This window comes from Lysinibacillus parviboronicapiens (genome assembly GCF_003049575.1).
GTDB classification, from domain to species: Bacteria; Bacillota; Bacilli; order Bacillales_A; family Planococcaceae; genus Lysinibacillus; species Lysinibacillus parviboronicapiens.
Genome location: NZ_PYWI01000004.1, coordinates 160721 through 187699 on the forward strand (window position 1 = coordinate 160721; position 26979 = coordinate 187699).

The window sequence follows — 26979 nt, forward strand, 5'->3', positions numbered from 1 at the left end:
GAATCACCTCACTCTAGTCTGTAAACACATCAAGATCCCTCTTTAATTGTTTGCGCAATCGAACTAGCCTGAAAAAAGGTATGATAAGTAACAACACGATCAGGACATTAGCTATATTTACTGTGAGTCCAAGCCAATCTGTAGCCGGCCCTGAAAAGTCTCCGCTTAGCCCTGTGATGCCAAATACCAAATTAAGTAGCAGGAGCGACAAGAGCAGTGTCATTTTTTTAGACAGATTACTGATTTTGGTTTTCTTGTCCGTATAAAGTTCAAACGGTCCTTCACTTGCAGATTTTCTGAAAAATACGATATTGCCTGAGCGATCGACCAACTCTATGCCAGCGGCTTGCAGAAATTCTAGGTAATCGTCCTCGTACGGTGCAGCAAGTCTCTCTATTTCATCATGTCGATAAATATAGCTTCCTTTTTCGCCACGCTCAAATGTAAAACGTGTCCATGTGAATTTTTGCAGATGCCATCCTTGAAGAGCCATATCATTGATCCATTTCTCTATATCATATGGGTTAACGCCCCACCGATATTTATGCATCTTACCCATCTCCTTTCGTTATACGGATGCCATTGTCAAAAAGTTCCCTTAATCTTAAAATTTCGTATTCCACAATTTTTTTTCCATTTGTAGTTATGATGTACTCCTTTTTACGTCCATCCCCGTCTAATGCCTCAATCCACTCTCGTTCCAGCAAAGTTTTAATAGCGCCATAAATTGTGCCAGCTCCAAGCCGCACACGCCCCTTACTCATCTCCTCGACCAGTTGCATTATGCCGTAGCCATGACGCGCCTCAAATAATGCCAATAAAATATAATAAACGCCCTCTGTTAACGGCGGATGATCTTGTGTCATAAAAAAACCCCCTCTATATCGTCATTCAATATATCGACTGACGATATATTTAAAATATATCAGCAGCCGATATAGTTGTCAACGACAAATCACATTCCACAGAAGACCATCAAGCGTAACGCCGGCCGTTCTATCCGTCACTTCAGTGTCAGCGCAATAAAAAAAGCCATCCATTTACTTTAATGGACAGCTAGTGACGTAGCTATTATGCATTTATGTTGTAAAAATAAGGACCACATTGCTCCTCATGCGTATGTACATATGTCCAAGTAAAATCTCGATTAACAATATAAATATCTTGCTGTGAATCGAAATCTGCTGCAACGACATGTTGCGCAGCACTAAATTGAAGCACATTCGGCATACATTGATACAGCACAAATAATTCGTCCTTCGCTACATCATCAAACGCTTTACGTGCCTCGTCTCTTTTTAGGCAAGCTTGTTGTTCATAGCTAAAAATATGCCACTTAAACTGCTCGTAAAAAATACTTTGCCTTGTTTCCTCATTTATATTTTTGGCGAAAATACTGTCCCATGCCGTATGAATCGCTTGAGGTTCTTCACATGCTGAGATGATGACACCTTTGTCGGTGAAACGCTTGCGAAACAAATAATCCTCCTCAATATCTTGTAATAAATAATGAATTTTCTCCAATTCCTCTTGCGGTAAGCTATCTAAAATATGATTAATTATTTCTCGTACCATTGTTTACCTCCTCTGTGATATACACAATTATAGCAAAATTAAAGCCTCGAACTAATGTTACCTCGGGATCCCATAAATAATCTTCATGCTGTCGGTCATCGTGAAAGCCTCATAAGGCGTCATGCTTTATGGTTTGAATTTTAAAATGGTGACGAGCTGCTCGTTTAAAGTGCTAACACTTTCCGTAAAATCATGACGATACCACTCAAGAATTATGCCGATAATGGCATTTGCCTGATAAGCACTATAAAAATCTAAGGAAAGTCCAGTGTTTTTGTTTTGAGCTAAATCTCTTTTTAACAGCGCTTGGATTTCATCAAATAACATGTAATAGTATGTGAGTGGCACATTTTTCGAAAAAACAATGCGATAAAACATTTTAAAGCGCTCGATATGGTGGAAAATCCGCACTGTATTTGGATCGAGTTCGTCTTTATTAAAATTTGTAACTGCACGGTATGGCTCCTCATAGGAATTATTTAAATCCGCCATAATTTCCTGAAAGTATTCCTCAAACAGCTTTTCTTTCTGTTCGTAATGTAAGTAAAATGTACCTCTATTCACCTTCGCTTCACGGCAAATTTCAGCGATTGAAATACTTTCTAAAGGTTTTTCACTTAACAATGTTAGCAATGCATTATGGAGAGCTTGCTTCGTTTTTACTACACGTAAATCGTTCCTGTTCAAATTTTTCACCTCCTACTTAACAGATTTGCCAGATGTGTTGATTATTGAACAGTTCTCTGATTTCTGCATATTGAAATCGCTTACAATTCTATTATATTATTTTAATGAACACATGTTCAATACATAATCTGATAATTGCGTGCTAACGCATCCATTGAGTCAGGTTAAGCATCTCGTGTATAGCATGGTATCGCAAGGGTTAAATTGATAATAATAGGAGGTCTTTCGAAATGAGATTAGAAGGCAAAGTAGCAATCGTTACAGGTGCAGCTTCAGGTATGGGGAAAGCAATTGCGGAAGGTTATGCAAAAGAAGGCGCAAAAGTCGTTGTATCAGATTTGAATTTAGACGGTGCGCAGGCAGTTGTTGATGGCATTCAAGCAGCTGGCGGCACTGCTACTGCAATACAAACAAACGTTGCTTCAACAGAAGACCTACAACGTTTATTTGATGAAACGAAAAATACTTATGGGCAATTAGATATTTTAGTAAATAATGCCGGCATTATGGATGGAATGGAACCTGTAGGTGAAATTTCAGACGAACGTTGGGACAAAGTGTTTGCTGTAAACACAACAGCGGTTATGCGTTCTATGCGTTTAGCAACAGATATTTTCCTAGCACAAGGCCATGGTGTCTTTGTCAATAATATTTCTGCTGGTGGTCTTTATGGGGCACGTGCAGGAGCTGCCTACACAGCTTCCAAACATGCCGTTGTGGGTTTGACAAAAAACACAGCGTTTATGTATGCAGATAAAAACATTCGTTGTAATGGCATTGCACCAGGTGCTGTTATCACAAACATTGCCTCAACAATGACAAATATGAGTGAAGTCGGCGCGGCTCGTCAATCACTTGGTTTAGGGATTAATCCACGTGCTGGACAGCCAGAGGAAATTGCACAGCTTGCTATTTTCTTAGGATCCGATGAAGCAAGCTTTGTGAACGGCCAAGTAATTGCCGTTGATGGTGGTTGGACAGCTTACTAATCATGGAAAAAGCACGCCCCTAGTTATGTTTCCTAGGCGCGTGCCTTTTTTCATATTTTTCCCAGGTGCCTGGCACCCATTACAGACCCGATTAGTGCACCGACTAGCGCCGGTAAAATCCACCCTAAACCAATATCATAAAAAGGTAAAAAATCAGCGTACAACTGCGTGACAGCATCCAACACACCGATTTTCGCTGCAGGAACACTATCAGCTAACGCTTTGTAGCCATCAATGATACTAATGAAAAATGTAAAGAACATGGCAGTTGCATAAACCGTTTGCTTATTTTTAAATAATGAAGAACTTAATGCAAGTAAGATGAGTACAATCGCAAGTGGATATAAGAACATCAGCACTGGAATCGCAAATTTAATAATATTAGTTAAACCAAAATTGGCGATTACAAATGACACAAGACACAAAATGAAGACAAACCATTTGTAGCTGACTTTCGGAAACACTTCGTGGAAAAACTCACTACAAGAAGTGATGAGGCCAATACTCGTTTTTAAACACGCCAGCACAATAATAATCGCCAACAATATAGCACCGAATGAACCGAAATAATGCTTAGCGACCGCTGCAAATATTAAGCCACCATTATCAAGGGTGCCGATTGCTTCAATACTCGATGCACCCATATACGTAATTAATCCATATATCAGCATCATTAACGCCATGGCAAAAATACCAGATTTCCAAGTAGCCTTCGCAATTTCTTTTCGATCCGTAATACCCGATCTTTTAATGGCATTGATCACAACTATCCCGAATGCCAACGACGCCAGCGCATCCATTGTGTTATAGCCCTCTTTAAAGCCGGTCATAAAGGCTGAATCAATATAGTCGCCCATTGGCTCTTTGAAATGGCCCATTGGTGAGAAAATACTTGTCATGATTAACAGGAATAAGAAGATTAAAAAGGCAGGTGTTAAATACTTTCCGATGTAATCCATAATTTTCGCAGGATTTAATGAGAAGTAATAGACAATTGCAAAAAATACAAAGCTAAATAAGCCTAGTAACAGCGTTGTATGTGCTGGTTGAATAAATGGTTCAAAGCCTACAACAAATGGCACTGTTGCTGTACGTGGAATGGCGAAAAAAGGACCAATTGTTAAATACAGTGCCAATGAAAAAATAACGCCAAATAATGGGTGGATACGGCTCGCTAAATCACGCAGTCCGTTACTTCCCGATAAACCAATCGCTAAAATCCCCAAAAATGGTAAACCGATGGCGGTAACTAGAAAGCCAATGAGCGCAAACCAAAAGTTTGTCCCCGCTAACTGCCCAAGCTGGATTGGAAAAATGAGATTCCCCGCTCCGAAATACAGCCCAAATAGCATCGTGCCAATGACTGCATAAGTAGAAAAAGGTATTTTATTTTGCATAATTGATGCGCTCCTTCAATGTGTTGACTATAGCAAATGATTTACACGAGGATGATTCTTCACTACAATTCCACAATGGTATCAGGCATTTATTATAAAAACAATAGTTTTTTCTTAGATTATTGCTAATTGTACAAATACGAACGGATAAACGATTCAATTAGTTAAATATCGGAAAAATCAGGCAAAATAATGAAGCAACTCCTTGTTGGATGCGGTATACAACTTGCATACGCAGCATCCTAAATCGCTATCCAACTGTTCAATATATATCCATTAACACCAAAAATAGTTTGGTCAAATAATATATCGATAAAACAATAGCACTTACAAAGATAGGGCTTTATTAAATTTGATGTCATACAAAACTTTCCTCCATTTGTCCTTGTCATTAAATATAGCCTTACAAATAAAAAAGATGGATTATGAAAAAATTCATAATCCATCTACAGATTGATTTTAGTTTGCAACAGACCACTCGATGTGATCTAAGAAATTATAGACGTCCTCATATACTTTATCACGTTCTTTGTCTAATGTAATAATGTGTCCTGAATTTTCATACCAAATGATTTCTTTATCATCTGTTTCAACTGTATTCAGAATAAAAGGCGCGCTTTCTTGATATAATTCGTCATCCAATGAACCTTGTAATACTAATGTCGGTGCTTTAATTGTTTGTAATTCTTCGCGTGTTTCAGTTGTTAAACGAGTTACACCATCTAATGAATCTTTTGGCGTAATACGTAGTTCATGTAATTCAGAAATGATTTGATCTTTTGATTTGTTTTCAAAATGTTTATATAAACGAGCGTAATGGTATAAACGTGTAAATAGGCCTTTTGAGTTATCGCGTGTTATGGGTGCACACATAGCAACACATGCTTTTACTGGGAACGTTTCTGCTACTTTTAATGAGAATACGCCGCCAAGTGAAATCCCTACTACTGCGATTTCTTCATAGCCTTTATTTTTTAAGAAGTTGTAGCCTTCCACTACATCGTTCCACCAATCCTCTGGTTTTGTTTCAAGTAACGCTTCCGGTTCTACCCCGTGCCCACTATAAATTGGTGCATGAACGGTATAACCACGTTTGGATAAAAATTCTCCTAGCTTTTTCACATCTTTTGTGCTACCAGTGAATCCATGCAGTAATAGTACGGCTTTTTTGCCCCCCTCAATAGTTAGAGGTTCTGGCTTTGATAACTTCATTTTATAATATCCCCTTCACGGAAATTTGTATTTGTGTAATTTCTGTGTCTATCTTAACACCCTTTATTCATAATGTACAATTTATAGTTTTTATCGTTTCAATGCGTTTTGTGCATGATTGATGTTAGGTTGAACCCTTCTAAAACAACCACTTGAACCTGTTTAAAAAGTACATAAATCGATATCACTAAAATTTACTTTGTACACCTGCTAAATTTTTTTGACGTTACCTATACTTCCTTCTCTTTTACCGTTATAATGCAGTTAACTCACAGTAATACTATAGATGGAGGTGAAAAATATGGAGTGGCAACAATTAGAATATTTTGCAACAGTAGCAAAGCTTGAGCATATGACACGTGCTGCTGATGTATTAGCCATTTCTCAACCTGCACTTAGTCGTTCCATCTCTAAATTGGAAGAGGAATTAGGCGTACCTTTATTTGACCGTCAAGGACGTTCCATTATGTTAAATCGTTATGGTGAATTATTTTTATACCGTGTTCAACGCATGCGTAAAGAATATGAAAAAGCAGTACTAGAATTACAAGAGCTTAATAATCCTGAACTTGGGGATGTGTCGCTCGGCTTTTTACATACTCTGGGGACAAGTATCGTGCCTGATTTAATCCGTGCTTTTCGCCAACAGCATCCACATATCCGTTTTCACTTTACGCAAAACTACTCGCACTCACAGTTAAAACAACTACTCGCCGGCGAGTTAGACCTATGCTTACTTGCAGCGATTGACACAGAACCTCCCGTTTGCTGGAAGGAGCTGTGGCGTGATGAACTGTATATCATGGTGCCGATTGACCATCACCTCGCCAATCGGAAGAGCATTAAAATGAAGGAACTTGAGCATGAAACGTTTGTGCTGTTGAAAAAAGGCTATGCACTGCGCCGGACCGCTGATCGATTATTAAATGCGGCAGGCATCAAACCAAAAATCACTTTTGAGGGCGATGAAGTATCAACGGTTGCCGGTTTTGTAGGCGCCGGACTTGGTGTTTCTTTACTGCCTGATGACGAAGACTTAAATCCTAACAAAGTAGTCAAAATTCATGTGGAGGACATGGTTTGTGAACGGATAATTGGGATGGCCTGGATTGACAATCGTTACATTTCCCCTTCTGCACGACAATTCCAGAAATTTGTATTCGATTTTTATGAAAAAAAATAAGCGGTAGGCTGCTTGCTGGCACCTTACCGCTTTTTATTATTTTCCGCTATATTTGATTTGATATGAATATATATCTGTCGTGTCACCGTCAATCTCAAAAAGACCTTGTTTGGCCAGTGAGAAAATTCGATGTTCCACAAACGCATCACTAATATAATTATCTATTTTGCCCAAGGTTTCGCCAATGACACGCACCGGCGAAAGCCATTCATCTTGTTGGCTAGCCCGCACATCTTTTGCAGCTTCAATGACCATCGAATCATAGGCATCTTCCGCAATATGGACAATGCCTTCTTCCAAACTTCGCAGTGTGCTAGAATTGTCCTTCTTTAAATCTTGCCATTCCTTTGCGAGACGCTGGCATTCCTCAATAGAAAAACGCTTTGCATCTGCACGGAGTTTCATTAACATATGGGAAGGAAGCTGTCCAGTGTCACGTATTGACCTGTTCGGCTGCATGCGCTTTAAACCTTCTGTTACATCAATGCCATACAGCATACTACATTTATTAACAAACTCACTCATGACATAACGGAGCCCAATTTCTTCGTGGGTATTTTGACTATACCAAATCCATACATCGACATCACAAGGTAAGCCTGCTATTTTTTTCGCCCACCCTTTTTGAATGTCCTCGTACAATTCACGTTCTGCTTCATCTTTTAAAATAAAAGTTTCTAACCATTTTTTTCGCTCTTCAAAATCCGTTAGTGGTCCAATCGAGAAAACATCATTGACACAAATCACCGACTCATCTCGTTGTAAATGGTTTTGACGGATTGCATGTTTAATTGAACCTTGTGTCGATAAGCTAAAGGTAATATGTAAGATTGCCATGAAAATTTCCTCCTTTTATTGTTTGCTGAGTGCAATTTGTATGCCGATAAAGGTGAAAAGTACACCTTGGATAACGTTTAAACGTTTTGCAATAGCGGGTTTACCGATAATAATTTTCCGTACTTTTGCGGCAAAAATACTAAATAATAAAAATAGTAGAAGCGCCTGTACTAAAAATACAATACCCAAAATCAGCATTTGTAAAGCCACATGACCTTGAGATGGATTTACAAATTGCGGCAATAGCGCTAAAAAAAATAATGATACCTTCGGGTTTAAAATATTCATCAAAATCCCTTTTCTATATAACGTCACATAGGCTTGGGCATTTTGTTGCTCTAACGTAAAGGGATCGCCTTTGGCACGGAAGGATTGCCAAGCTAAATACAATAAATACGCCGCTCCTGCAAATTTAACGATAGAGAAAATAACCATCGATTGATAAATAATAGCTGAAATTCCAACAACTGCTGCACTTATATGAACAAGTAAACCCGTACATAAGCCCAGCGAAGTCGCAATTCCTGCCTTTTTATCTTGCGCAATACTTTGCGCAAGGACAAATAAATTATCAGGTCCTGGCATCAATGTTAAAATGATTGCTGCTCCTAAAAACGCAAATAACGTTGAAAACTCCAAAATTTCCCCTTCTCTCAATTTCTTTTAAATAGAACCATTATCAGAATGGTTTAATTCTCATTATACTACATGAGCTTGTCTCCTTTAGATGTAAGTTTATGACTTTATAAAGAATTTTTTCGCCCTTTTTAGCAAATCTTTTATGTTCCGAGAGTACAGCGACAGGAACATATCTTTTGTGCTCCGAAAGTACAGTTGTACAGCGACAGGTGTGGCTTTGTGTTTCGTGATTGTAGCGCTGACTTAATCACATCGAAAACGAATCAAAAACAACAGGCAGGTACACAAATATGCTCGTTAGCGCAATACTTTTCTCTTTTAATACATTATAATGAATACTAACGACATGTATAGTTCTGTATTGTGTTTAGAAAGAGGTGTATGACAGTGGCAGTCAGTGATATTGTAAAAGAATTTGAAAACGAGCTTGGTGAAGTCTGTTATAAAATGAAGTCACATGATATCGACGTACAGGCCGTTCAAACTTCAGGTTTAGCGCCTGTTATTACGTATTGGATGGGCAACAAAGAAATTACCGAGGATATTCGGAAATTACGTTTCAGCCCAAGACCCCCATCTACCTACATCCAAGATTATGACGAATTTCAATCCATGTTATATGCAAAAGAACAACGTGCAATCAACGAATTATATGAACGTCTAAGCATTAAACCGAAAAATATGTCGGCAGGCAAGCAAATTCTATGGAGCTTCTTCGTGATGATTTTGGCAATGCTTCCCTTGATCATCGCCATTTGGTGGTATAAATAGACTTGAACCTTGTTATTTATTCACAACTTTCTATCAACTTTCCTTTTCAGCTTGACAGACACCCAGAAGTAGTGCATTCTTTATTCAATTACTATAAAAAAGCGTGCGAAGACTAGTAACTAGACACTGCTTGACAAGAGAACGATGCCCATCGGCTGCAAGGCATTGTACAAGAAAGACTAAAGAACCTCCTTCGTAAAACGTCCTAGCCAAACTAGGCGCAGTCTCCAGCGTTATGAGGAAAGTGGAATGTCTATGGGCATTCAATGTAGGTGGTACCACGGAAAGCAAACTTTTTCGTCCTAAGTTCTAGGACGGAAAGGTTTTTTTATGTTATTCAGTAAATGGCAAACAGGAGGAATTGTGATGGAAAGAAAGAGAATCGTCGTAAAAATCGGCAGCAGCTCCTTAACAAATGCAAAAGGTGAGATTGATAAGGTGCGTTTAATGGATCATGTCCAGGCCATAGCAGAATTAAAAAAATGCGGACATGAAGTACTGCTAGTGTCCTCAGGTGCCGTGGCAGCGGGCTTTAAACAGCTTGGCTACCCTTCTCGTCCCGTGACGGTAAAGGGCAAACAAGCCGCTGCCGCTGTAGGTCAAAGCCATCTTATTCAAACATATCATGCACTATTTAGCATTTATGATATCGTCCCCGCTCAAATTTTATTGACACGAACGGATTTCTCTAAAAAGGAGCGCTATAAAAATGCTTACGCCACTTTTGAGGAACTATTAGAGCGCTCTGTGCTCCCAATCATTAATGAGAATGATACCGTGTCAGTCAGTGAATTAACGTTCGGAGATAATGATATGCTGTCAGCACTTGTTAGTGGACTGGTTCATGCGGACCAACTCATTATATTGACTGATATTAATGGTTTGTATAATGCAAATCCCAATAAAAACCCACATGCGCAGCGCATTGATCGTTTGACAGAGGTAACAGATGAAATGCTAGGCTTTGCAGATGGTGCGGGTTCAAAGGTTGGTACTGGCGGTATGGAATCTAAATTATTAGCGGCTCGTGCAGCCTTAACTGCAGGCGTCAAAGTATTTATAGGTACAGGGCATGGAGCAAGCAAACTTGTCGAAATTTTAGATGGTCGTGGAGATGGTACGTATGTAGAGCATGAGGCACTGGCGGTTTTAACGAATAATAAACAGTGGATTGCACTTACGGAAGTTTCTGGTAAAATTTTTATAGATGGCGGTGCCGAACATGCACTGTTAGCGAATGGCAAAAGCTTGTTACCAGCAGGTGTTTTTCGTGTCGAAGGTGATTTCGAACATGGAGACGTGGTTGAGGTATACAGTGAAAATGGTTTACTTGGTCGTGGCGAGGTCTTGTATTCATCCCTTGAACTAGCACATGCGATGGGTAAACGTACAGATGAGTTAACAAAATACCCAATTGAAGTGATTCACCGAGATAAATGGCTAAAAATATAAAGCAATTAGGGAGGAATTTTGATGACAAGTGAAGTACAACAAAAAGGAAAGCTGGCAAAAGCCGCAAGCTATATATTAAATATTAAAACAACGTGCGAAAAAAATGAGGCACTAACAAAAATTGCTGAGCAATTAATTCTTGATCAAGAACATTTAATCGCTGAAAATGCAAAAGACTTAGCAATAGGCAAAGAAAACGGCATGCCCTCTTCTACACTGGACCGCATTATGCTGAACAAAGAACGTGTTGAGGCTATGGCAAGTGCAATCGACTTGCTCGTAAAATTAGATGATCCCGTTGGTAAACTTCTTGAGCGTATTGATAAAGAAAATGGGCTTGTTATTGAAAAGCGCATGGTGCCACTTGGTGTTATCGGGATGATTTATGAGGCACGTCCAAATGTTACCATTGATGCGGCAACATTATCACTGAAGACTGGTAATGCAGTGATTTTGCGTGGCAGTTCCTCTGCTAAATTTTCGAATGTGGCACTTGTCGCAAGTATTCATCGGGCCCTTGAAAAAACAGCAATCCCTGTTGATGCAGTACAACTAATCGAAGATACAAACCGGGAAACCGTCAAGGAATTGTTCCATTTAAAACAATACTTAGATGTGTTAATCCCGCGCGGCGGAAAGGCACTCATTGATTTAGTCGTAAATGCGGCTTCCGTGCCGGTGCTTGAAACAGGTGCTGGTAATTGCCATATTTACGTCGATCATACTGCAGATTACATAAAAACAGAAAAAATTTGTATTAACGCGAAAACGCAACGCCCTTCTGTTTGCAATGCCGCAGAAAGTCTGCTGATTCATCACGATTGGTTTAGCGAGCACGGTGTGCAGTTACTAAATGCTATACATCATGCAGGAGTAACCATCATTGGCGATGCAACCGTTTGTCAAGCCGTTGATTACGCACAGCAAGCGACCGAAGACGATTATGCAACTGAATATTTAGATTTAAAAATAAGCGTTAAACTCGTTGAAAACGTTTATGAGGCAATCGAGCATATTAATAAATACGGAACCAATCACTCGGAAGCCATCATCACAGAAGATCAATTAGTAGCCGATACGTTTTTAAATAGTGTGGATGCTGCAGCTGTGTACCATAATGCCTCTACTCGCTTCACAGACGGTTTTGAATTTGGCTATGGCGCTGAAATCGGCATTAGTACTCAAAAATTACATGCACGTGGACCAATGGGATTGCCTGCCTTAACCTCTACCAAATATTTCGTTCACGGCAACGGACAAATTCGAGAATAGTAGAACTTTATTTTGTGTGAAGCCGGCAGATGGCATACGCTGCTGGCTGTCTCTCTTTTTTGGCCAGTGCCAAACAGGTGGCTCTGCCTGAGCGATTATGCGGGGGGCCCGAGCGGTTCACGGCTTGAACTGAGCAATCATTTGCCCAAACCAAATGTGGTACAAATAACTAATCAATAGTAAGAATTTTTACTTTTTTATAGAAAGAAGGTTAACAATGAACGTTTCAGCAATCATCAAATTGACAGTATCGATGGCCATTTTCGGCTCCATTGGTTTTTTCACAATCCATACGGGGGTTCCTGCATTGGAGCTCGTCTTTATCCGTTGTATTTGCGCGACCCTCTTTATCGGAGGGGTGTGGCTCGCAACCGGTGGCCATAGGACAGAGAAATGGGCGAAAAAAGAGGTATTGCGTACGTTTATTTGTGGCGTCTTTATCGTCTTGAACTGGGTATTTTTATTTAAGGCATTTGAAGAGATGTCCATATCGATTGCCATTTCCATCTATAATATAGCGCCGATTTTTGTATTAATCTTTGGGGCCTTGTTCTTAAAAGAAAAGATGACTGTACGGGCACTTCTCGCAACATTAACATGTTTTATTGGCAGTATTTTCATCATTGGTTTAAATAATTTTATCTCGCTGTCTGAGTTTATGCAGTCTGGTTTTGTTTGGGCACTACTATCTGCATTGTTTTATGCGTTTACTATGCTGACAAGCAGAACGATTACAAATCTTAGTTCTTATGCATTAACATATGTACAAACCGCGGTTGGTATCGTTATGCTTTTACCATTTGTGGATTTCTCGTTATTTGAAGGTTTAACAACTACAAACTGGCTCTATATTTTAGGGACAGGCTTTATTCACACAGGTTTTGTCTATTATTTATTTTTTGATAGTATTCGAAGCCTCTCCACAATTTTGGTTTCGGTCTTAGTTTTTGTAGATCCAGTTGTCGCTATTTTACTAGATATGCTATTCCTTGATTTCATGCCGAGCCTGCTACAAACGGTTGGTATTTTACTAGTTTTTGGTGGTATTATTTACACCGTCTATATACCAAAACCGAGAGTGGCAAGTCGTGAGTGAGGAGGTATTCCATGAATCAGCTCTATACCATTGGTGAATTATTAATAGATTTTACTCCGACTGCACAAAATGGTGCCCTTGCTTCAGTTGAGCATTTTACGAAACATGCAGGGGGCGCCCCTGCCAATGTGGCAGCTGTTTGTGCCAAGCTCGGCCAACAGGCTGCCCTACTCTCTCAGGTTGGACAGGATGCATTTGGTGATTTTTTAATCGAAACCATGCAGCATGCAGGTGTCGACACAACGTATATTAGGCAAACGACTGAAGGTGACACAAGTCTTGCCTTTGTTTCTTTGACAGATAATGGGGACCGCGACTTTTTATTTTATCGCCGAAATGCTGCGGATTTGCTGTATCGACAACAGCAATTGCCTACTAATCTGTTGCGCGCACATGATATTCTTCACTTTTGCTCCGTCAATTTAGTGAAAAGTCCCATGAAGCAGACTCATCAGGCACTGATTGCGCAAGCACATCTGGCGGATTGTCTGGTGTCTTTTGATCCAAACATTCGCCTCCCCCTTTGGCACGATGCCAAAGCCTGTCGAAAAACGATTGTAGAGTTTTTACCGTCAGCCCATATTGTTAAAGTTTCTGCTGAAGAGCTACTGTTCTTAACACGTCTAGAAAACGAACAACAGGCGGTTCAGGCATTATTTCGAGGCAAGATACAAGTAATATTTGTTACACATGGCGCGGAGGGAGCTACCCTTTATACGAAACAGCAACATGTCAAAGTACCGGCGGACTATGTCCAAGCCATTGATACAACCGGTGCGGGAGATGCCTTTATCGGCGCAGTTTTAGCAACCCTGCTTGAGCACAACGTAACTGTAGCGACACTCGAAGCCTTTTGCACACAATTTGCCAGCCCGCTTCTCACATTCGCCAATCGCTATGCCGGAATCTCAACTACCAAACACGGTGCCATTGCGTCCTACCCTGTCAGCCATGAACTGCCATTTACGTTTTAATAAAAGGCAAAAGAGGCTGGGACAAAACTTTTAAGAAAGAGGAGCAAAGGTATTATCAAATTTTCGCTATCTAAAATGAAGAAAAATTTAGACGTTCTTCTTTTTGGCATCAATAAAATTTAGAAGAGAGCACTAAGAAGCTTACGGCATTGTTCAAGACCCTTTTGGTGTTCAAATTCAACTGAGGTATGATAGCCGTTTAAAATAAACGTAGGATGTCGATGATTAACGGTCAAGCCAACAATACACCTCGTACCAACATTTTAATTCGATTAAATTGGAACTTCTTGCATGGTTATCCGTATTAATATAGATGACTATCATTAGAGGAGGACTTCCATGCAATCCATTACAAAAAAACGTACGAAAGCATTTTTGATAGACCTGGCCATTTCCAGTGTTGTTACAGTCGGTGTTGAATATGTTCTGCGCAAAAAGGTGAAAAACGAAGTCGTTCATGCTTTGGTCACACCAACAGTCGTGATGTGGGCACTTGAATACGCTCAACTGCGTCAAAATGGACAAACGATAGGTTACAAAAAAATGGGACTAGCGCTAGAAAGTGAAGATGGCACAAAATTAACGTCCGATCAACTTATCAAGCGAATAGCTTATCGAGATACTGTGAGCACTTTCGATTATGTGAAAAACCCTAAATCATTTGAAAAACAACAAGGTGGAATCCTTCCACACGACCATTTTTCACATACAATCGTAAAAGAAATATAATGTCACAAGGGGTTGGCTTATGAAGTCAGCCCCTATTTCTTGAGGGTATAAAGTTTGCGAAAGTTTTCTTCATCCCTCACTGATTGTTAGTTGTTTTACGGGATATCCAGCACGTACTTTATGCTAAAAAATAGCCGATTACAAGATGAATCGCTAGAAAAAGTGATAATCCTGCTGTAAGAAGTATTGTCGTTATACTCCGTAACATCCCTTTCCAATCTTTCACTCCGGATAAACCAATTAAACCAACGAAGAATGTTATTACAGTTATACATAAAAACAATAGGCTGACACCCTAAAATTGCATAATCAGCCTTCCGAAAAACAACATACAAGAGAAGACAAACAATCGACGAGTAACATGACCATCTATTCATTTCGGCACATCTTCTGTCTTTTAGCACTTCTTGCTGATTATCCACTGCACATCCCCCTTCTTCAAGTCCGGTCCTTCTATCAACAGATTTACATTAAATAATCCTTTTCCATCCCATTTAATAAAATCGACCCAATCAATAATGGTCTTACTCCCACCAAATATCGAGGATTGACAACCGGCTGACAAAACAACTAGAAAACTAAGCATTATTCATTTCTTCATCCCCCTCACCCCTTTTAACTGAGTAGACTATTCAGTCTGTAAAAAGTTACAGTATTTGTGAAATGTGAATTTCTTTGCTGTATTTTTCGAACCGCAAATTATAAAAAGCCTGTGCGGATACACAGACTGTTTTTATAAAGAAGGAGGATAATGTGGTTGCTGCGCATGTACGAGCTTGTTCTCAATCAGCGCCATAAAGTAACTTAAAATGGGTCCACCTAAAATGACTGTCAGCACAGTACCGACACCTATTGGACCGCTAAAAATAAAGGCTAACGCTAAGAATACGAGATAGATAAGTGTTTTAGAAAACATGATACTTTTCCCTGTGACATCTCGAATAATCAGCATCGAAAAATCAATGGGATTAGGCGCAAATTTGGCTTGCAAATAAACGGCCGAACCAAGACCGATAATCAGTAATCCCATCGCCAAACAAATCACTTTGCTTACGAAATGTGTCGGATGCACAATATCGCCAAGTAAAAATAGCCAGACATCAATACAAACCCCTGTCACGAAAGCGGTTAATAATCCTAAAAATGCGGGCCGTTTGCGGGCCATAAAGGCATTACAAAAAATAATGATAAATGACGTAATAATTTCCCAGCTACCTACTGTTAAACCGATGTTTTTCGCCAAGCCCACTAATAAAGCATCAAACGGCGATGTACCGAGCTGTGATTGTATTGTGAAACAAACCCCGAGCGTTAGAATGGCAATGCCGCTCCCATATAACGTATACTTCCATTTCTTTGACAACAACATACTATGCCATGTTGAATTGCTTTTTCATTAAAATATGTGGAATGCCACCATCCATAAATTCCTCACCTGTGCGCTTATAGCCCAATTTTTCATAGAAGCCCTCCGCATAAACTTGCGCATTTAGTTTGGATTTTGCTAAGCCTTTTGCAAGTGTCATTTCCTCTAATTTTTGAATGATGACTTTACCGAGCCCGTATTTGCGGAATTCTTGCACAATACATATGCGCTCAAGCTTGCCGTAGCCTTCCACAACCCGTAAACGACCTGTGCCAACAGGCTGGTCATTAACGTATACAAGAATATGCTCACAGGCAGCACCGAGTGTGTCAAATTCATCATATTCTTCAGATTCTGGGATTTGTTGTTCCTCTATAAATACTTTTCTACGAATGGCAAATGCCGTTTGTAAATCCAATTCTGTGGTAATTATTTTTGCATTCATAATGCTATTCCTCCTAGCTTTCTTTGCTACAAATAACCCTTAAATTTTGTCAAAATCAATTGGCTACTTGGCTGATTAAATGGCGAACACGTCGATAAAACTCATCACTTCGCTAATAAACCTACAATAGCGCCGATAGAACACGTCTCTTCGCTGATAAAATTAATTACATCGCCGATAGCCTCGTTACTACATTCATAGAATCGACTCCATCGTAGAAATAGAAGGCCCACCCTTTTGCTAGGCAGTGAAATATTTCTTCATCGATGATACTATATAGTATAGAACGTTTTTTGTTGCAAATACAACAAAAATTTCAGGAGGCTAATGATGAAAGAGATTTTACGGGATATTGGCGCGATTGCACGGGCACTTGATTCCATCAGTAATATTGAGTTTAAAGAACTGGATTTAACAAAAGGACAGTATTTATATGTCATTCGTATTTGTGAAAACCCTGGCATCATTCAAGAAAAGGTGGCAGAACTCTTAAAAGTGGATCGTACCACTGCTTCGCGTGCTATTCAAAAGCTTGTCATCAAGGGTTTTGTTGACAAGCGCTTTGATGCACATAATAAGAAAAACAAGCATCTCTTTCCAACTGAGAAAAGTTTAGCGTTATATCCATTGTTAAAACGTGAGGGCGATTATTCGAATGAACGGGCATTGGATGGTTTTTCGGATGAGGAAATAGATTGTATTCATCATTTATTAGAACGCGTCCGCCACAACATTGAAATTGATTGGGATTATGTAAAAAAAGGGCAGCAACGCCACTATTAAAAAGGCGACTCCTTGTGTAGTTAACACTGGGAATCGCCTATTGCTTATGCATTTGCGGCAAATACCTTTTTCAGTACTGCGCTAATAAATTCCAAGTCCTCATCTGTACAGCACAGTGGTGGACTTAATGTCAGTATATTGTTGTAACCCTCTACCGTGTCGCCGTTTTTGCCAATAATCAATCCGTTGGCTTTACAATCTGCGATAATTTTTGCTACCCGTTCAGGTTTTGCTGGCTCTAAAGTTAGTTTATCTTCTACGAGCTCAATGCCCACGAGGAAACCTAAGCCACGAATATCCCCTACAAATGGCAACTCCAATAAGTCTTGTAAGTCATGTAAAAGCTGTTCGCCTAAATCCTTAGAACGTTGCACTAGCTTTTCTTCTTCTAGAATTTTAATATTTTCGAGGGCGACAGCACATGCTGCCGGGTTTCCACCAAATGTATTGACATGTCGGAAATGACTATAGCCATCTGTATCCTTAAATTTTTCATAAATATCTTTTCGTACAGCGGTAATGGATAATGGTAAATAAGCACTTGTTAACCCTTTAGCCATCGTGATGATATCAGGTTTAATAGCAAAATGCTGATGGCCAAATAGTCTCCCTGTTCGACCAAAGCCACAGATTACCTCATCAATAATGAGCAGCACGCCATACTTCTGACAAATGCGTTCTACCTCCTTGACATAAGTAGCATGGGGAATCAGTACGCCACCACCTGTAATAATCGGCTCCATGATGACAGCCGCAATCGTTTCTTTTTGCTCCCAAATAATTTTTTCTTCGATTTCTCGGGCACGTTCTAGATTATAGAGCTCAATGGATTGCCCCTTCGGTCGTCGATAATTATCTGGAGGTGCCACATGCAAAAAGCCTGGCGCTAAGGGCTCATACTTGTACTTTCGCAGTGCCTGCCCTGTCGCGGCCAATGCACCAAGTGAACTCCCATGATATGCACGATAGCGTGAAATAATTTTAAAGCGTGCGCCTTCACTGTTTTGAGCATGGTATTGACGTGCCATTTTGAAGGCAACCTCATTGGCGTCAGAACCACTATTGGAGTAAAAAATCATATAGTCTTCTTCTAACAAACGATTCAATTTTTCCGCTAACGCGATCGCAGGCTGATGGCTTTGTGTCATCGGTACATAGCTCAGTTTTTTCATTTGCTCATATGCTACTTGTGCAAGTCGCTCTCGCCCGTAGCCAACATTGACAGCCCATAAGCCGGACATACCATCTAAAAAACGATTGCCCCCACTATCCGTTATCCATGCACCATCACCGTGTTCTACTATCATTGGTGGTGCTTTTTCGTTATACATCGAAATGTGATGCCAAACGTTTTCACGGTCTTTTTGCTGTAATGTATTGGTGAAATTTTCGTTTCGCTCCATCTAAATGACCTCCGTTCGTTGATAACTATGCCTTGCCCTATGTTAATAGTTTTAATGTATTGTAATTTTCTGATTTCTCTCACATAATAAAGTATTATTGTATATTCGAAGGGCAGGTGCTGATTATGACGAAATATCCTTTACTCGTGCGAGATGTATTAAAGCGCAAGCATTTTGAATCGGCCAAACTCATCGCAGGACACCAAGGTGTGAATCGCCAAGTGCTATGGACACATATTTTAGAAATTAAAGATTTCGATTCGTTAATAAATGGTGGCGAACTGATTTTAACGACTGGTGTCGGTTTACAATTAGAGCGCGCAACGCAAATCGCCTATTTACAAAATTTGATTCGCAATGATGCGGCCGCCCTGTGTATTGAAATTGGTGACTATTTTGACCATGTGCCAGCGGAACTTGTTGCCATGGCAGATGAACATCATTTTCCTATCATTATTTTTGACAAGATTGTACGCTTTATTGATATTACGCAGGATTTACATACGTACATCATTAATCAACATCAGCAAGCATTGACACAGCTAGATACCATATCCAAAACATTTATGGAACTGTCGTTAATGCCTAATGGTATTTTGAAAATTTTACAGGTGCTCCATCAAGATATGGATGCTCATTTTTTATTTATCTCCGAAGACACGAAAAGCTTCTATTATCCCGTGGAAGCAAAAAAATATTTGCGGCTGATTGAAGAGCATTGCCAACAGCATGATGTTCAGGAGCCAATCCATTTATTATCCATTCACCGTGACCATTTCGTTATGATTCCTGTCAATGGACTTGGACAAGTTTGGGGCTATTTATGCATGCATACAAAGCTACCAAAGCCAAGTAATTATACGCTTTTAAACCTTGAGCGAGCGACAATGTCCATTGCTCATATATTAATGCGCAATCGAATGCTCCAGGAACGTCAACAAAGTCGTGAGGATGAATTTATCTTAGCCCTCATTCAAGGACAACCTGTTGATATTCAGCATTATCAAAGTTACCTACCGATTGAAAGTCGCAACTTATTTCATCGTGTAGTCGTGCTAAATATTCATTATCAAGCCCAAACTGTTTCGGAGGAAGACTGGCAGGAAGTTCAACTACATAATGCCATGTATGTCCGCTCCATTTTAAAAAAACTAGGTTTTTTCCCGACCGTTTCGGTGCGTCAGCATGAAATTATCATCCTTGCGTTTTATATTGCGGCTGATTACGTGAAGGAAAATCAAGATAGTTTTGATCAAGCGATACACCAAATTGTTTCCCGAAAGGCACCACAGCCCTTCGACCAACTAGCCATCACTTTTGGTATTAGCAATGTCTATCAGTCGATTGAGTCAGTGCCTCAAGGCTATAAAGAAGCAAAATCTGTTATTCAAATGCAGCATAATCAGCTTGCTTCCTCTATTTACTTTAAGGATTTAGGCGTGTATCGACTATTGTTACAGCAAGATAACGCCACCCTGTTACAATATGTGAAAGATTATTTACAGGAAATATTGCTCATTGATCAAAAAAATGGCCATGACCTTTATCAAACGCTTGGTGTCTATTTAGCCTGTAATGGTGCTAAAAATGATACAGCGGAACAATTATTTATCGTTCGCCAAACCTTATATAAACGCATTGAGCGGCTCGAAAGTATTTTAGGTGCTGATTTCTTACAAGCCCCGTATCGTCTCAATTTAGAAATGGCCATGAAAGCATACGAGTTATTAAAGAAAACAGCCCCCGATTTGCTACGATTTTGAACGAGGGTCCATATAATCGCGTAAGGCATTACTTAACATATACAATCCTAGTACTAATATAGTGATAGCCCCCCCTGGCGCAAACGTGTACCACGGTGCATTCACTAAATACGCTTGTGAATCTTTTAGCATACGTCCCCAGCTAGGGTTTGGTGGTTGAACACCAAGCCCTAAATAACTAAGGGCCGCCTCCGCTAGCATGGCCGTCGCAAATGTAACGGTAGCAGCAACAATAATTTGCGATGAAATATTCGGTAAAATATGGCGGAACATAATTTTATACGGCTTCACGCCAATCAACTTGGCGGCTAGCACATATTCAGCATCGCGATGCTGGACAAAGCCACTACGTGAAATCCTAGCAATAGCCGGTATCGCAATAATCCCTAATGCAATAGCTGTATTGACAATACCTGGACCAAAAATTGCCACAAGCATTAGCGCTAAAATAATGCCAGGGAAGGCCATTAATGCATCCATAAGACGCATAAAGATTTCATCAATCCAGCCTCCTACATAGCCTGCTATGCCACCAATTAAAATACCGAATGACGTACCAATTAGCACCGTTAGTATCCCAACCGCAAAGGCCGTTTGTGTACCTTGCATAATACGACTAAAAATATCTCGACCAAATTCATCCGTCCCAAAGAAATACGACCTACTTGGGCCAAGCAGTTTATCAGGGATATTCATCGCATTCACATCATGTGGTGTATAAAAGAAACTAATCAACATCACCAAGAAGAATCCAACGATAACAAGCAGACCAATGATTAAGTTTATGTGTTTCGTGTATCTCTGACTATTTTTCATCGTATCCACCTCTCATCGCAATCGAATTCTTGGATCTAATACGGAATATAAAATATCAACAATAAAATTAATAACGACGACGGCAACCGTAATATACATGACAATTCCCTGCACTAATGGGAAGTCACGATTACTGATAGCTGTGATCAGCAACTGACCAATGCCAGGCAATGAAAATACTTGTTCTACGATGATTGTCCCTGCAACAACCTCTGCCATAATCAGTCCAAATACCGTCAAAATGGGAATCATGGAATTTTTCAAGACGTGCTTATACATGACATTGCGCTCTGACATCCCTTTACTGCGTATCGTACGCACGTAATCGAGCTGAATTTGCTCTAAAATTGCTGTTCGTACATAGCGGAAATTGACTGCTATTTGTGGGATGGCAATCGTTAGCGCTGGCAAAATGAGCGTACTAAGCGCTCCAGATACACTTTGCGACCATGGAATATAGCCACTAATTTTAAAAAAGCTAAATTGCATCCCCACATATAATATCAGCATCATTCCTAACCAAAACGAAGGAACAGCCATGCCAATTTGTGTCACAGTCGATAACGACACATCAATTAGCTTATTTTGTCTGCGTGCCGCAAACATTCCTAATGGCAACGACACCGTTAATACTATAATGAGGGTGAGCCCCGCCAGCGACATCGTTACAGGAAGTCGATCAAACAATAAATCTTTTACAGGCATCGAGAAACGAATTGAATTACCTAATTCCCCTGTCAATAATCCCTTCATCCAATCACTATATTGTTCATAAAGGGGGCGGTCCAAGCCAAGTTCAGACCGCAAATTTTCAATTTGTGTGGGATCCGCCTCTGTCCCTAACATCGTTCGAACGGGATCACCAGGTAAAATTTGAAAAACACCAAATGTAATCATCGACACTAGAAGGATGGTTGTTATTAACAGCATGAATCGACGTATTATATACATCATGTGCGCTCATCCCTTTCTAGTTAGAGAACTTGACCTCAGACATATCATGGAACCAGAATGGATAGCTTTTCAGACCTGTTACTTGCTTGTCAGAACCCCACACAATTTGATAATCCGCAATATACACTGCTGCCGATTGCTCAGCTAGGATTTCTTGTGCACGTTGGTAATAGGCAATCTGTTTCGCCTGATCCGTTTCTTTCAGGACATCCGTCATAATTTGATCATACTCATCATTTTTAAACAGGAAGAAGTTTTCGCCATCATTCGTTGAAATGTAATCATTTAAAATTTCATAGGCTGACGCACGACCCGTTAAATCAATAGTCGTCATTTGATAATCGCGACCAAAATACACACGATCTAGCCAAATACCCCACTCCACGACTTCAATTTCCACATCCACACCGATTTCCTTTAAATTAGCCACGACGATTTGTGCAATATTTGAATACATATCATTGTGCGAAGACACGGTAATTTTTGTTTTGAAGCCGTCAGGGTAGCCAGCCTGTGCTAGTAATGCTTTCGCTTTTTCTACATCCTGTGCATACATTTTTTCTAAGCCCATTTTTTGGTAGTCACCCATCGCTGGGCTCATATTAGAGCCTAGCGGTACTGCGTATCCTGCAAACACGGAGTCAATAATATCTGATTTACTAATAGCATAGTTCATGGCTTGACGTACTTTCACATTATCGAAAGGTGCTTTTGTTTCGTTAAATGTCACGATTAACGATGAGTTGTTATTTTGATGTGATAAAGTATGGCTACCTTCCACTTCACTTACGCGTTGCCAAGGGACACTTGTTAAGTCAACTTCATTGGCCATAAGGCTCATGATTGCTGCTTGATCGTCTGATTGGAATGCAAACGTTACTTTATCTAAATAAGGGAGACCTTCTTTCCAGTAGTTTTCATTCTTCGTTAACGCCAAATTAGTCCCTGGAGAATACTTCACGTAAGCGAATGGCCCTGTACCAATGGGATTTTCATTATGCTTGCCATCATTACTTTTTGGAACGATAGCCGATTGCCGTGCAGTTAATGAATATAAGAAGTTTGAATTTGGTTCTTTTAATGTGATGACAAAAGTGCTAGCATCAGGTGCTTCAGTAGACGCCACATTGTCGAAGTTATTCGACATTTTCTCGCCACCATTCTTGCCCATTAAACGATCAAACGAATATTGAATATCTTCCACCGTTACATCCTCACCATTGTGGAATTTGACACCTGAACGAATTTTAAATGTATAGGTTAATCCATCTTCGGAAATTTCATAGCTTTCAGCTAAGCCTTCTTTTAACGAACCATCCGTTTCTGGCGCCATCAACCCTTCGAAAATATTAAGAATCATTTGGTAAGAAATTGATGCTGTTGCTTTATGTGGATCTAGAAAGTCTGGGTCATCATTCACACGGACCACGATTGCTTGCGGTACATCTGTTGTCGATCCATCTGTAGTCCCTTGGCTTGTATCCTTCCCGCCATCACTCGAACAGGCACTAATGATTAGAACTACAATCAATGTCAACATTAATAAAATCCAATTCTTTCGCTGCTTCATCACGTTTCTCCCCCTTTGCCTTATGTGCTTTGTATACTTACATAGCTTTCAACATTCCCCAATTTGTCAGCGGATTTAACCCCAGTTACAATTGCCTCTTCCATAACCTTTGTTGCTAAATGCCCAATATAGTCAACCGGATACGTTTTATCGCCTGTGCCTAGCACGAAAATCGTATCGCCATCCAGCATTGTGTGGACAGGATAAATCGTACGTGCCAGTGCATTTTGTGTAAGCTGTGCGATTTTTTTGGCCTCCGCTTTTGTTAATTTTGCATTTACGGCAATTACACCAATTGTCGTATTCGTGCCAGCTAAAGCTTGGGATTGGCCGTGCTTTTCTAAATAAGCGCAACTATCAATCCATTGTGCAGTTTCAGCATTGCGTGCCCCGACAAGTATCTCTCTCGTATCTGGGTCCTTTATGTCCCCGACGGCATTGACCGCGACAATAGCCCCGACAACAAGGCCATCTTGTCCAGTCATTGAGGTACTGCCTAACCCGCCTTTCATGCAAAATTGTGGGCCTGCTAGTTTACCAACCGTTGCACCATAGCCAGCGCCCGTATTGCCATTCGCAAAATCACCTACGACCGCATTTTTTGCCGCCTCATAGCCCATTTCGGCTGTCGGTCTTGTACGTGGATCACCGATAAATAAATCGAACAGCACCGCACTTGGTACTATTGGAATTTTCACAATTCTCGCGTCAACGCCAACACCCTGATCTTCCAAAAAGTGCATCACTCCTGTTGCCGCATCTAAGCCAAATGCACTGCCGCCCGATAAGCAAATACCATGTACACGCTCAATTTCATTAATCGGGTCGAGCGCATCTGTTTCGCGTGTGCCCGGTGCAGAGCCTCGCACATCGACACCACATACAGCACCATTTTCCACAAGAATGGCAGTGCAGCCTGTGATACCTTCCTTATTTTCTGCATGTCCTACTTTCACACCAGGCACATCGGTAATATTGCCAAACATCGTCAACACCTCTTTTTCCATCAATTTATGCCTCGGTTTCATCGCTCTCATTAGCAAAAAAATGCGTAATTCCCATTTGAAAATATCGAAAATTCAGCTTATTTGTCATATAAAAAGCAAGCTACACGCTGTTGTTCATTTATTTTTTGCAGTGTAGGCCGCTGCTGATGACATTTTTCCATCACACATGGACACCGCGTATGGAATACACAACCAATTGGTGGATTCATAGGACTCGGTAGCTCGCCCTGCAATGGCATGACCTGTTTTGGCTCATCAAAATTAACAACTGGAATCGCAGATAATAATGCCTTTGTATACGGATGGAGAGGCTGTGCATATAATTCCTTTTTCGTGCCAATTTCCACCACTCGCCCTAAATACAAGACGGCTACACGATCACTAATATGTTTGACCACACTTAAATCATGCGAAATAAATAAATACGTTAACTGAAATTCCTCTTGCAAATCCATCATTAGGTTCAAGACCTGTGATTGCACGGATACATCGAGTGCTGAGACAGGTTCGTCTGCTATAATAAACGCTGGATTAATGGCCAGTGCACGTGCAATACCAATACGTTGCCGTTGTCCACCAGAGAATTCGTGCGGGAATTTTTGCATCGCGTCTTCTGGTAAACCAACCTTTTGCAAAAGCTCCTTCACCCGTTCTTTCCGTTGCTCTTTTGTGAACGTCAATTGTAACGCCATCGGTTCTTCAATAATGGCGCCAATACGCATTCGTGGATTCAGGGAGGCGAATGGGTCCTGAAAAATCATTTGCATTTGATTGCGATATTTTTGCAATTTACTCCCCTTCAAATGTTGAATTGGATGCCCTTTATACAAAATTTCACCTGCTGTCGGTTCCACAAGCTGCAAAATTGTACGCCCAAATGTTGATTTCCCTGAGCCGGATTCCCCGACAATACCGAGCGTCTCACCACGGAAAATTTCAATGGAAATATCGTCAACGGCTTTCACGACCCTTTTTTCTTCCTTCATCGACTTTCGCTTCACAGGAAAGTAGGCTTTTAAATGATTGATTTCAAGTAAGACTTCTTTCTCCGCCATGTACAAGCTCCCCTTCCTCTGTGAATAAATGACAACGTACCTTATGCTCATCTTGAATATGAAAAATCGCTGGCAGCACATGCTGACATTGCTCCATCACAAACGGACAGCGCGGTGCAAAACGACAGCCATCTGGCAATGCATAAGCTGGTGGCACAGTGCCTGGAATAGTAGGTAATCTTGTGGCCTCTGTGTCAAGGCTTGGCATCGTTTTTAATAAGGCGCTTGTATAAGGATGCTTCGGATTTAGAAATAACTCACGAACCGGCGCTTCTTCAACGATTTGCCCTGCATACATCACCATCACTCGATCGGCGGTTTCGGCCACAACACTCATATCATGTGTGATAAACAATATGGCGGAATGATGTTCTTCCTTCATTTTCTTCATCATCTTCAGAATTTGTGCTTGCACGGTTACATCCAGTGCCGTCGTCGGCTCATCGGCTATCAATAGCTGAGGATTATTGGACATCGCCATCGCAATCATGACACGTTGCCGCATGCCACCTGAAAGCTGATGCGGATACTCTGCAATAATCTTTTCTGCATTGGCAATGCCTACTTCTTGTAAGAGCTTTAGTGATTGTATCCATGCTTCTTTTTTGGATACCTTTTGATGCCGACGAATGGCTTCGATCATTTGATTGCCAATCGTGAAAACGGGATCCAACGATGTCATCGGTTCTTGAAAGATCATGCCGATTTCATTGCCTCTTATATGACTCATCTCTTTACTTTTATAGTCTAGTAGATTTTTACCATTCAGTTTAATGGTGCCTGCTGTGATTTCTCCAGGAGGTATCGGCAGTAAGCGCATAATCGACAAGGATGTAATACTCTTTCCACTGCCAGACTCACCTACAAGTGCCACGGTTTCGCCTTTACGGATAGAAAAACTAACATCATCGACTACTTTTGCCTGCTTACCATTTTTTAAATGAAATTGTATTTTTAAATGCTTTACTTCTAACAGCACTTGCTGCTCTTCTGCTCGTTCCACA

Annotated in this window: 28 protein-coding genes; 10 read left to right on the top strand and 18 right to left on the bottom strand. The window is 40.4% G+C overall.

The features are described 5' to 3' along the window. Positions 1-13: 13 nt before the first annotated feature. The 4 genes from C9J35_RS06260 to C9J35_RS06275 form a co-directional block, all read right to left on the bottom strand. Entirely contained in the window at positions 14-550 is a 537-nt protein-coding gene (locus C9J35_RS06260; protein ID WP_107923835.1) for a DUF2812 domain-containing protein, read from the bottom strand. Between the two features lies 1 nt (position 551). Beyond that, on the bottom strand, positions 552-866 hold the full coding sequence (locus C9J35_RS06265; RefSeq protein WP_107923836.1) for a PadR family transcriptional regulator: 315 nt from the start codon (positions 864-866) through the stop codon (positions 552-554). 205 nt (positions 867-1071) lie between these two features. Continuing rightward, complete coding sequence (locus C9J35_RS06270; protein ID WP_107923837.1) at positions 1072-1575, bottom strand: DUF4275 family protein; 504 nt, start codon at positions 1573-1575, stop codon at positions 1072-1074. Between the two features lie 126 nt (positions 1576-1701). Next, positions 1702-2262, bottom strand: coding sequence for a TetR/AcrR family transcriptional regulator (locus tag C9J35_RS06275; protein ID WP_107923838.1), 561 nt, complete (start codon positions 2260-2262; stop codon positions 1702-1704). Positions 2263-2492: 230 nt separating this feature from the next. Between C9J35_RS06275 and C9J35_RS06280 the strand changes: the two genes are divergently transcribed. Beyond that, positions 2493-3251 (top strand): SDR family oxidoreductase, encoded by a 759-nt coding sequence (locus C9J35_RS06280; RefSeq protein ID WP_107923839.1) that lies wholly within the window; start codon positions 2493-2495, stop codon positions 3249-3251. Positions 3252-3301: 50 nt separating this feature from the next. Here the strand turns inward: C9J35_RS06280 and brnQ are convergent, their stop codons facing one another. Continuing rightward, positions 3302-4648 (bottom strand): branched-chain amino acid transport system II carrier protein, encoded by a 1347-nt coding sequence (brnQ, locus tag C9J35_RS06285; protein WP_107923840.1) that lies wholly within the window; start codon positions 4646-4648, stop codon positions 3302-3304. Between the two features lie 459 nt (positions 4649-5107). Continuing rightward, complete coding sequence (locus C9J35_RS06290; protein WP_107923841.1) at positions 5108-5860, bottom strand: alpha/beta hydrolase; 753 nt, start codon at positions 5858-5860, stop codon at positions 5108-5110. A 301-nt stretch (positions 5861-6161) separates the two neighbouring features. On the opposite strand from C9J35_RS06290, the gene C9J35_RS06295 reads away from it, so the two are divergent. Then, the gene (locus C9J35_RS06295) at positions 6162-7043 is read left to right on the top strand and encodes a LysR family transcriptional regulator (RefSeq protein ID WP_107923842.1); all 882 of its coding nucleotides are present in this window, start codon (positions 6162-6164) and stop codon (positions 7041-7043) included. A gap of 36 nt (positions 7044-7079) precedes the next feature. Here C9J35_RS06295 and C9J35_RS06300 read toward each other — a convergent pair whose 3' ends face one another. Together C9J35_RS06300 and C9J35_RS06305 are read right to left on the bottom strand one after the other, a co-directional pair. Beyond that, positions 7080-7880, bottom strand: a complete 801-nt coding sequence (locus C9J35_RS06300) for a DUF1835 domain-containing protein (RefSeq protein WP_107923843.1) — start codon at positions 7878-7880, stop codon at positions 7080-7082. A 15-nt stretch (positions 7881-7895) separates the two neighbouring features. Further along, on the bottom strand, positions 7896-8519 hold the full coding sequence (locus tag C9J35_RS06305; protein WP_054768145.1) for a LysE family translocator: 624 nt from the start codon (positions 8517-8519) through the stop codon (positions 7896-7898). A gap of 381 nt (positions 8520-8900) precedes the next feature. Between C9J35_RS06305 and C9J35_RS06310 the strand changes: the two genes are divergently transcribed. The 6 genes from C9J35_RS06310 to C9J35_RS06335 all read left to right on the top strand — a co-directional run bounded on the left by C9J35_RS06310 (position 8901) and on the right by C9J35_RS06335 (position 14813). Further along, entirely contained in the window at positions 8901-9290 is a 390-nt protein-coding gene (locus C9J35_RS06310) for a hypothetical protein (protein WP_054768144.1), read from the top strand. A gap of 366 nt (positions 9291-9656) precedes the next feature. Then, positions 9657-10742, top strand: coding sequence for a glutamate 5-kinase (proB, locus tag C9J35_RS06315; RefSeq protein ID WP_107923845.1), 1086 nt, complete (start codon positions 9657-9659; stop codon positions 10740-10742). Positions 10743-10763: 21 nt separating this feature from the next. Then, positions 10764-12014: a glutamate-5-semialdehyde dehydrogenase gene (locus C9J35_RS06320; protein ID WP_107923846.1), complete on the top strand. Its 1251-nt coding sequence runs from the start codon at positions 10764-10766 to the stop codon at positions 12012-12014. Positions 12015-12231: 217 nt separating this feature from the next. Continuing rightward, entirely contained in the window at positions 12232-13110 is an 879-nt protein-coding gene (locus C9J35_RS06325) for a DMT family transporter (RefSeq protein ID WP_107923847.1), read from the top strand. Then, entirely contained in the window at positions 13107-14084 is a 978-nt protein-coding gene (locus C9J35_RS06330; protein ID WP_235616212.1) for a carbohydrate kinase family protein, read from the top strand. The genes C9J35_RS06325 and C9J35_RS06330 overlap by 4 nt, the downstream gene beginning before the upstream one ends. Before the next feature lie 339 nt (positions 14085-14423). Then, positions 14424-14813: an RDD family protein gene (locus tag C9J35_RS06335; RefSeq protein WP_107923849.1), complete on the top strand. Its 390-nt coding sequence runs from the start codon at positions 14424-14426 to the stop codon at positions 14811-14813. A gap of 118 nt (positions 14814-14931) precedes the next feature. Here the strand turns inward: C9J35_RS06335 and C9J35_RS23525 are convergent, their stop codons facing one another. From C9J35_RS23525 to C9J35_RS06350, 3 genes are all read right to left on the bottom strand, one after another. After that, positions 14932-15096: a hypothetical protein gene (locus tag C9J35_RS23525; protein ID WP_167395929.1), complete on the bottom strand. Its 165-nt coding sequence runs from the start codon at positions 15094-15096 to the stop codon at positions 14932-14934. Between the two features lie 450 nt (positions 15097-15546). Further along, complete coding sequence (locus C9J35_RS06345) at positions 15547-16176, bottom strand: YczE/YyaS/YitT family protein (RefSeq protein ID WP_235616213.1); 630 nt, start codon at positions 16174-16176, stop codon at positions 15547-15549. Positions 16177-16183: 7 nt separating this feature from the next. Continuing rightward, complete coding sequence (locus C9J35_RS06350; RefSeq protein WP_054768142.1) at positions 16184-16624, bottom strand: GNAT family N-acetyltransferase; 441 nt, start codon at positions 16622-16624, stop codon at positions 16184-16186. A 330-nt stretch (positions 16625-16954) separates the two neighbouring features. Between C9J35_RS06350 and C9J35_RS06355 the strand changes: the two genes are divergently transcribed. Further along, positions 16955-17407, top strand: a complete 453-nt coding sequence (locus tag C9J35_RS06355) for a MarR family winged helix-turn-helix transcriptional regulator (protein WP_107923851.1) — start codon at positions 16955-16957, stop codon at positions 17405-17407. A 44-nt stretch (positions 17408-17451) separates the two neighbouring features. Here the strand turns inward: C9J35_RS06355 and C9J35_RS06360 are convergent, their stop codons facing one another. Beyond that, complete coding sequence (locus C9J35_RS06360; RefSeq protein WP_107923852.1) at positions 17452-18810, bottom strand: aspartate aminotransferase family protein; 1359 nt, start codon at positions 18808-18810, stop codon at positions 17452-17454. 125 nt (positions 18811-18935) lie between these two features. Here C9J35_RS06360 and C9J35_RS06365 point away from each other — a divergent pair, with 125 nt between their 5' ends. Next, positions 18936-20573, top strand: coding sequence for a PucR family transcriptional regulator (locus tag C9J35_RS06365; RefSeq protein ID WP_107923853.1), 1638 nt, complete (start codon positions 18936-18938; stop codon positions 20571-20573). On the opposite strand, the gene C9J35_RS06370 is transcribed toward C9J35_RS06365, so the two are convergent. From C9J35_RS06370 to C9J35_RS06395, 6 genes are all read right to left on the bottom strand, one after another. Then, positions 20562-21389 (bottom strand): ABC transporter permease, encoded by an 828-nt coding sequence (locus tag C9J35_RS06370; RefSeq protein WP_054768140.1) that lies wholly within the window; start codon positions 21387-21389, stop codon positions 20562-20564. The genes C9J35_RS06365 and C9J35_RS06370 overlap by 12 nt on opposite strands. A gap of 12 nt (positions 21390-21401) precedes the next feature. Continuing rightward, positions 21402-22343, bottom strand: a complete 942-nt coding sequence (locus tag C9J35_RS06375) for an ABC transporter permease (protein ID WP_107923854.1) — start codon at positions 22341-22343, stop codon at positions 21402-21404. Positions 22344-22359: 16 nt separating this feature from the next. Next, positions 22360-23913 carry an ABC transporter substrate-binding protein gene (locus C9J35_RS06380; protein ID WP_107923855.1) on the bottom strand — a complete coding sequence of 518 codons (1554 nt, stop codon included), beginning with the start codon at positions 23911-23913 and terminating at the stop codon, positions 22360-22362. 20 nt (positions 23914-23933) lie between these two features. Beyond that, positions 23934-24899 carry a P1 family peptidase gene (locus C9J35_RS06385; RefSeq protein ID WP_107923856.1) on the bottom strand — a complete coding sequence of 322 codons (966 nt, stop codon included), beginning with the start codon at positions 24897-24899 and terminating at the stop codon, positions 23934-23936. Between the two features lie 98 nt (positions 24900-24997). Further along, positions 24998-25975 carry an ABC transporter ATP-binding protein gene (locus C9J35_RS06390; protein WP_107923857.1) on the bottom strand — a complete coding sequence of 326 codons (978 nt, stop codon included), beginning with the start codon at positions 25973-25975 and terminating at the stop codon, positions 24998-25000. Then, positions 25950-26978: an ABC transporter ATP-binding protein gene (locus C9J35_RS06395; RefSeq protein ID WP_107923858.1), complete on the bottom strand. Its 1029-nt coding sequence runs from the start codon at positions 26976-26978 to the stop codon at positions 25950-25952. The genes C9J35_RS06390 and C9J35_RS06395 overlap by 26 nt, the downstream gene beginning before the upstream one ends. Between the last annotated feature and the right edge of the window lies 1 nt (position 26979).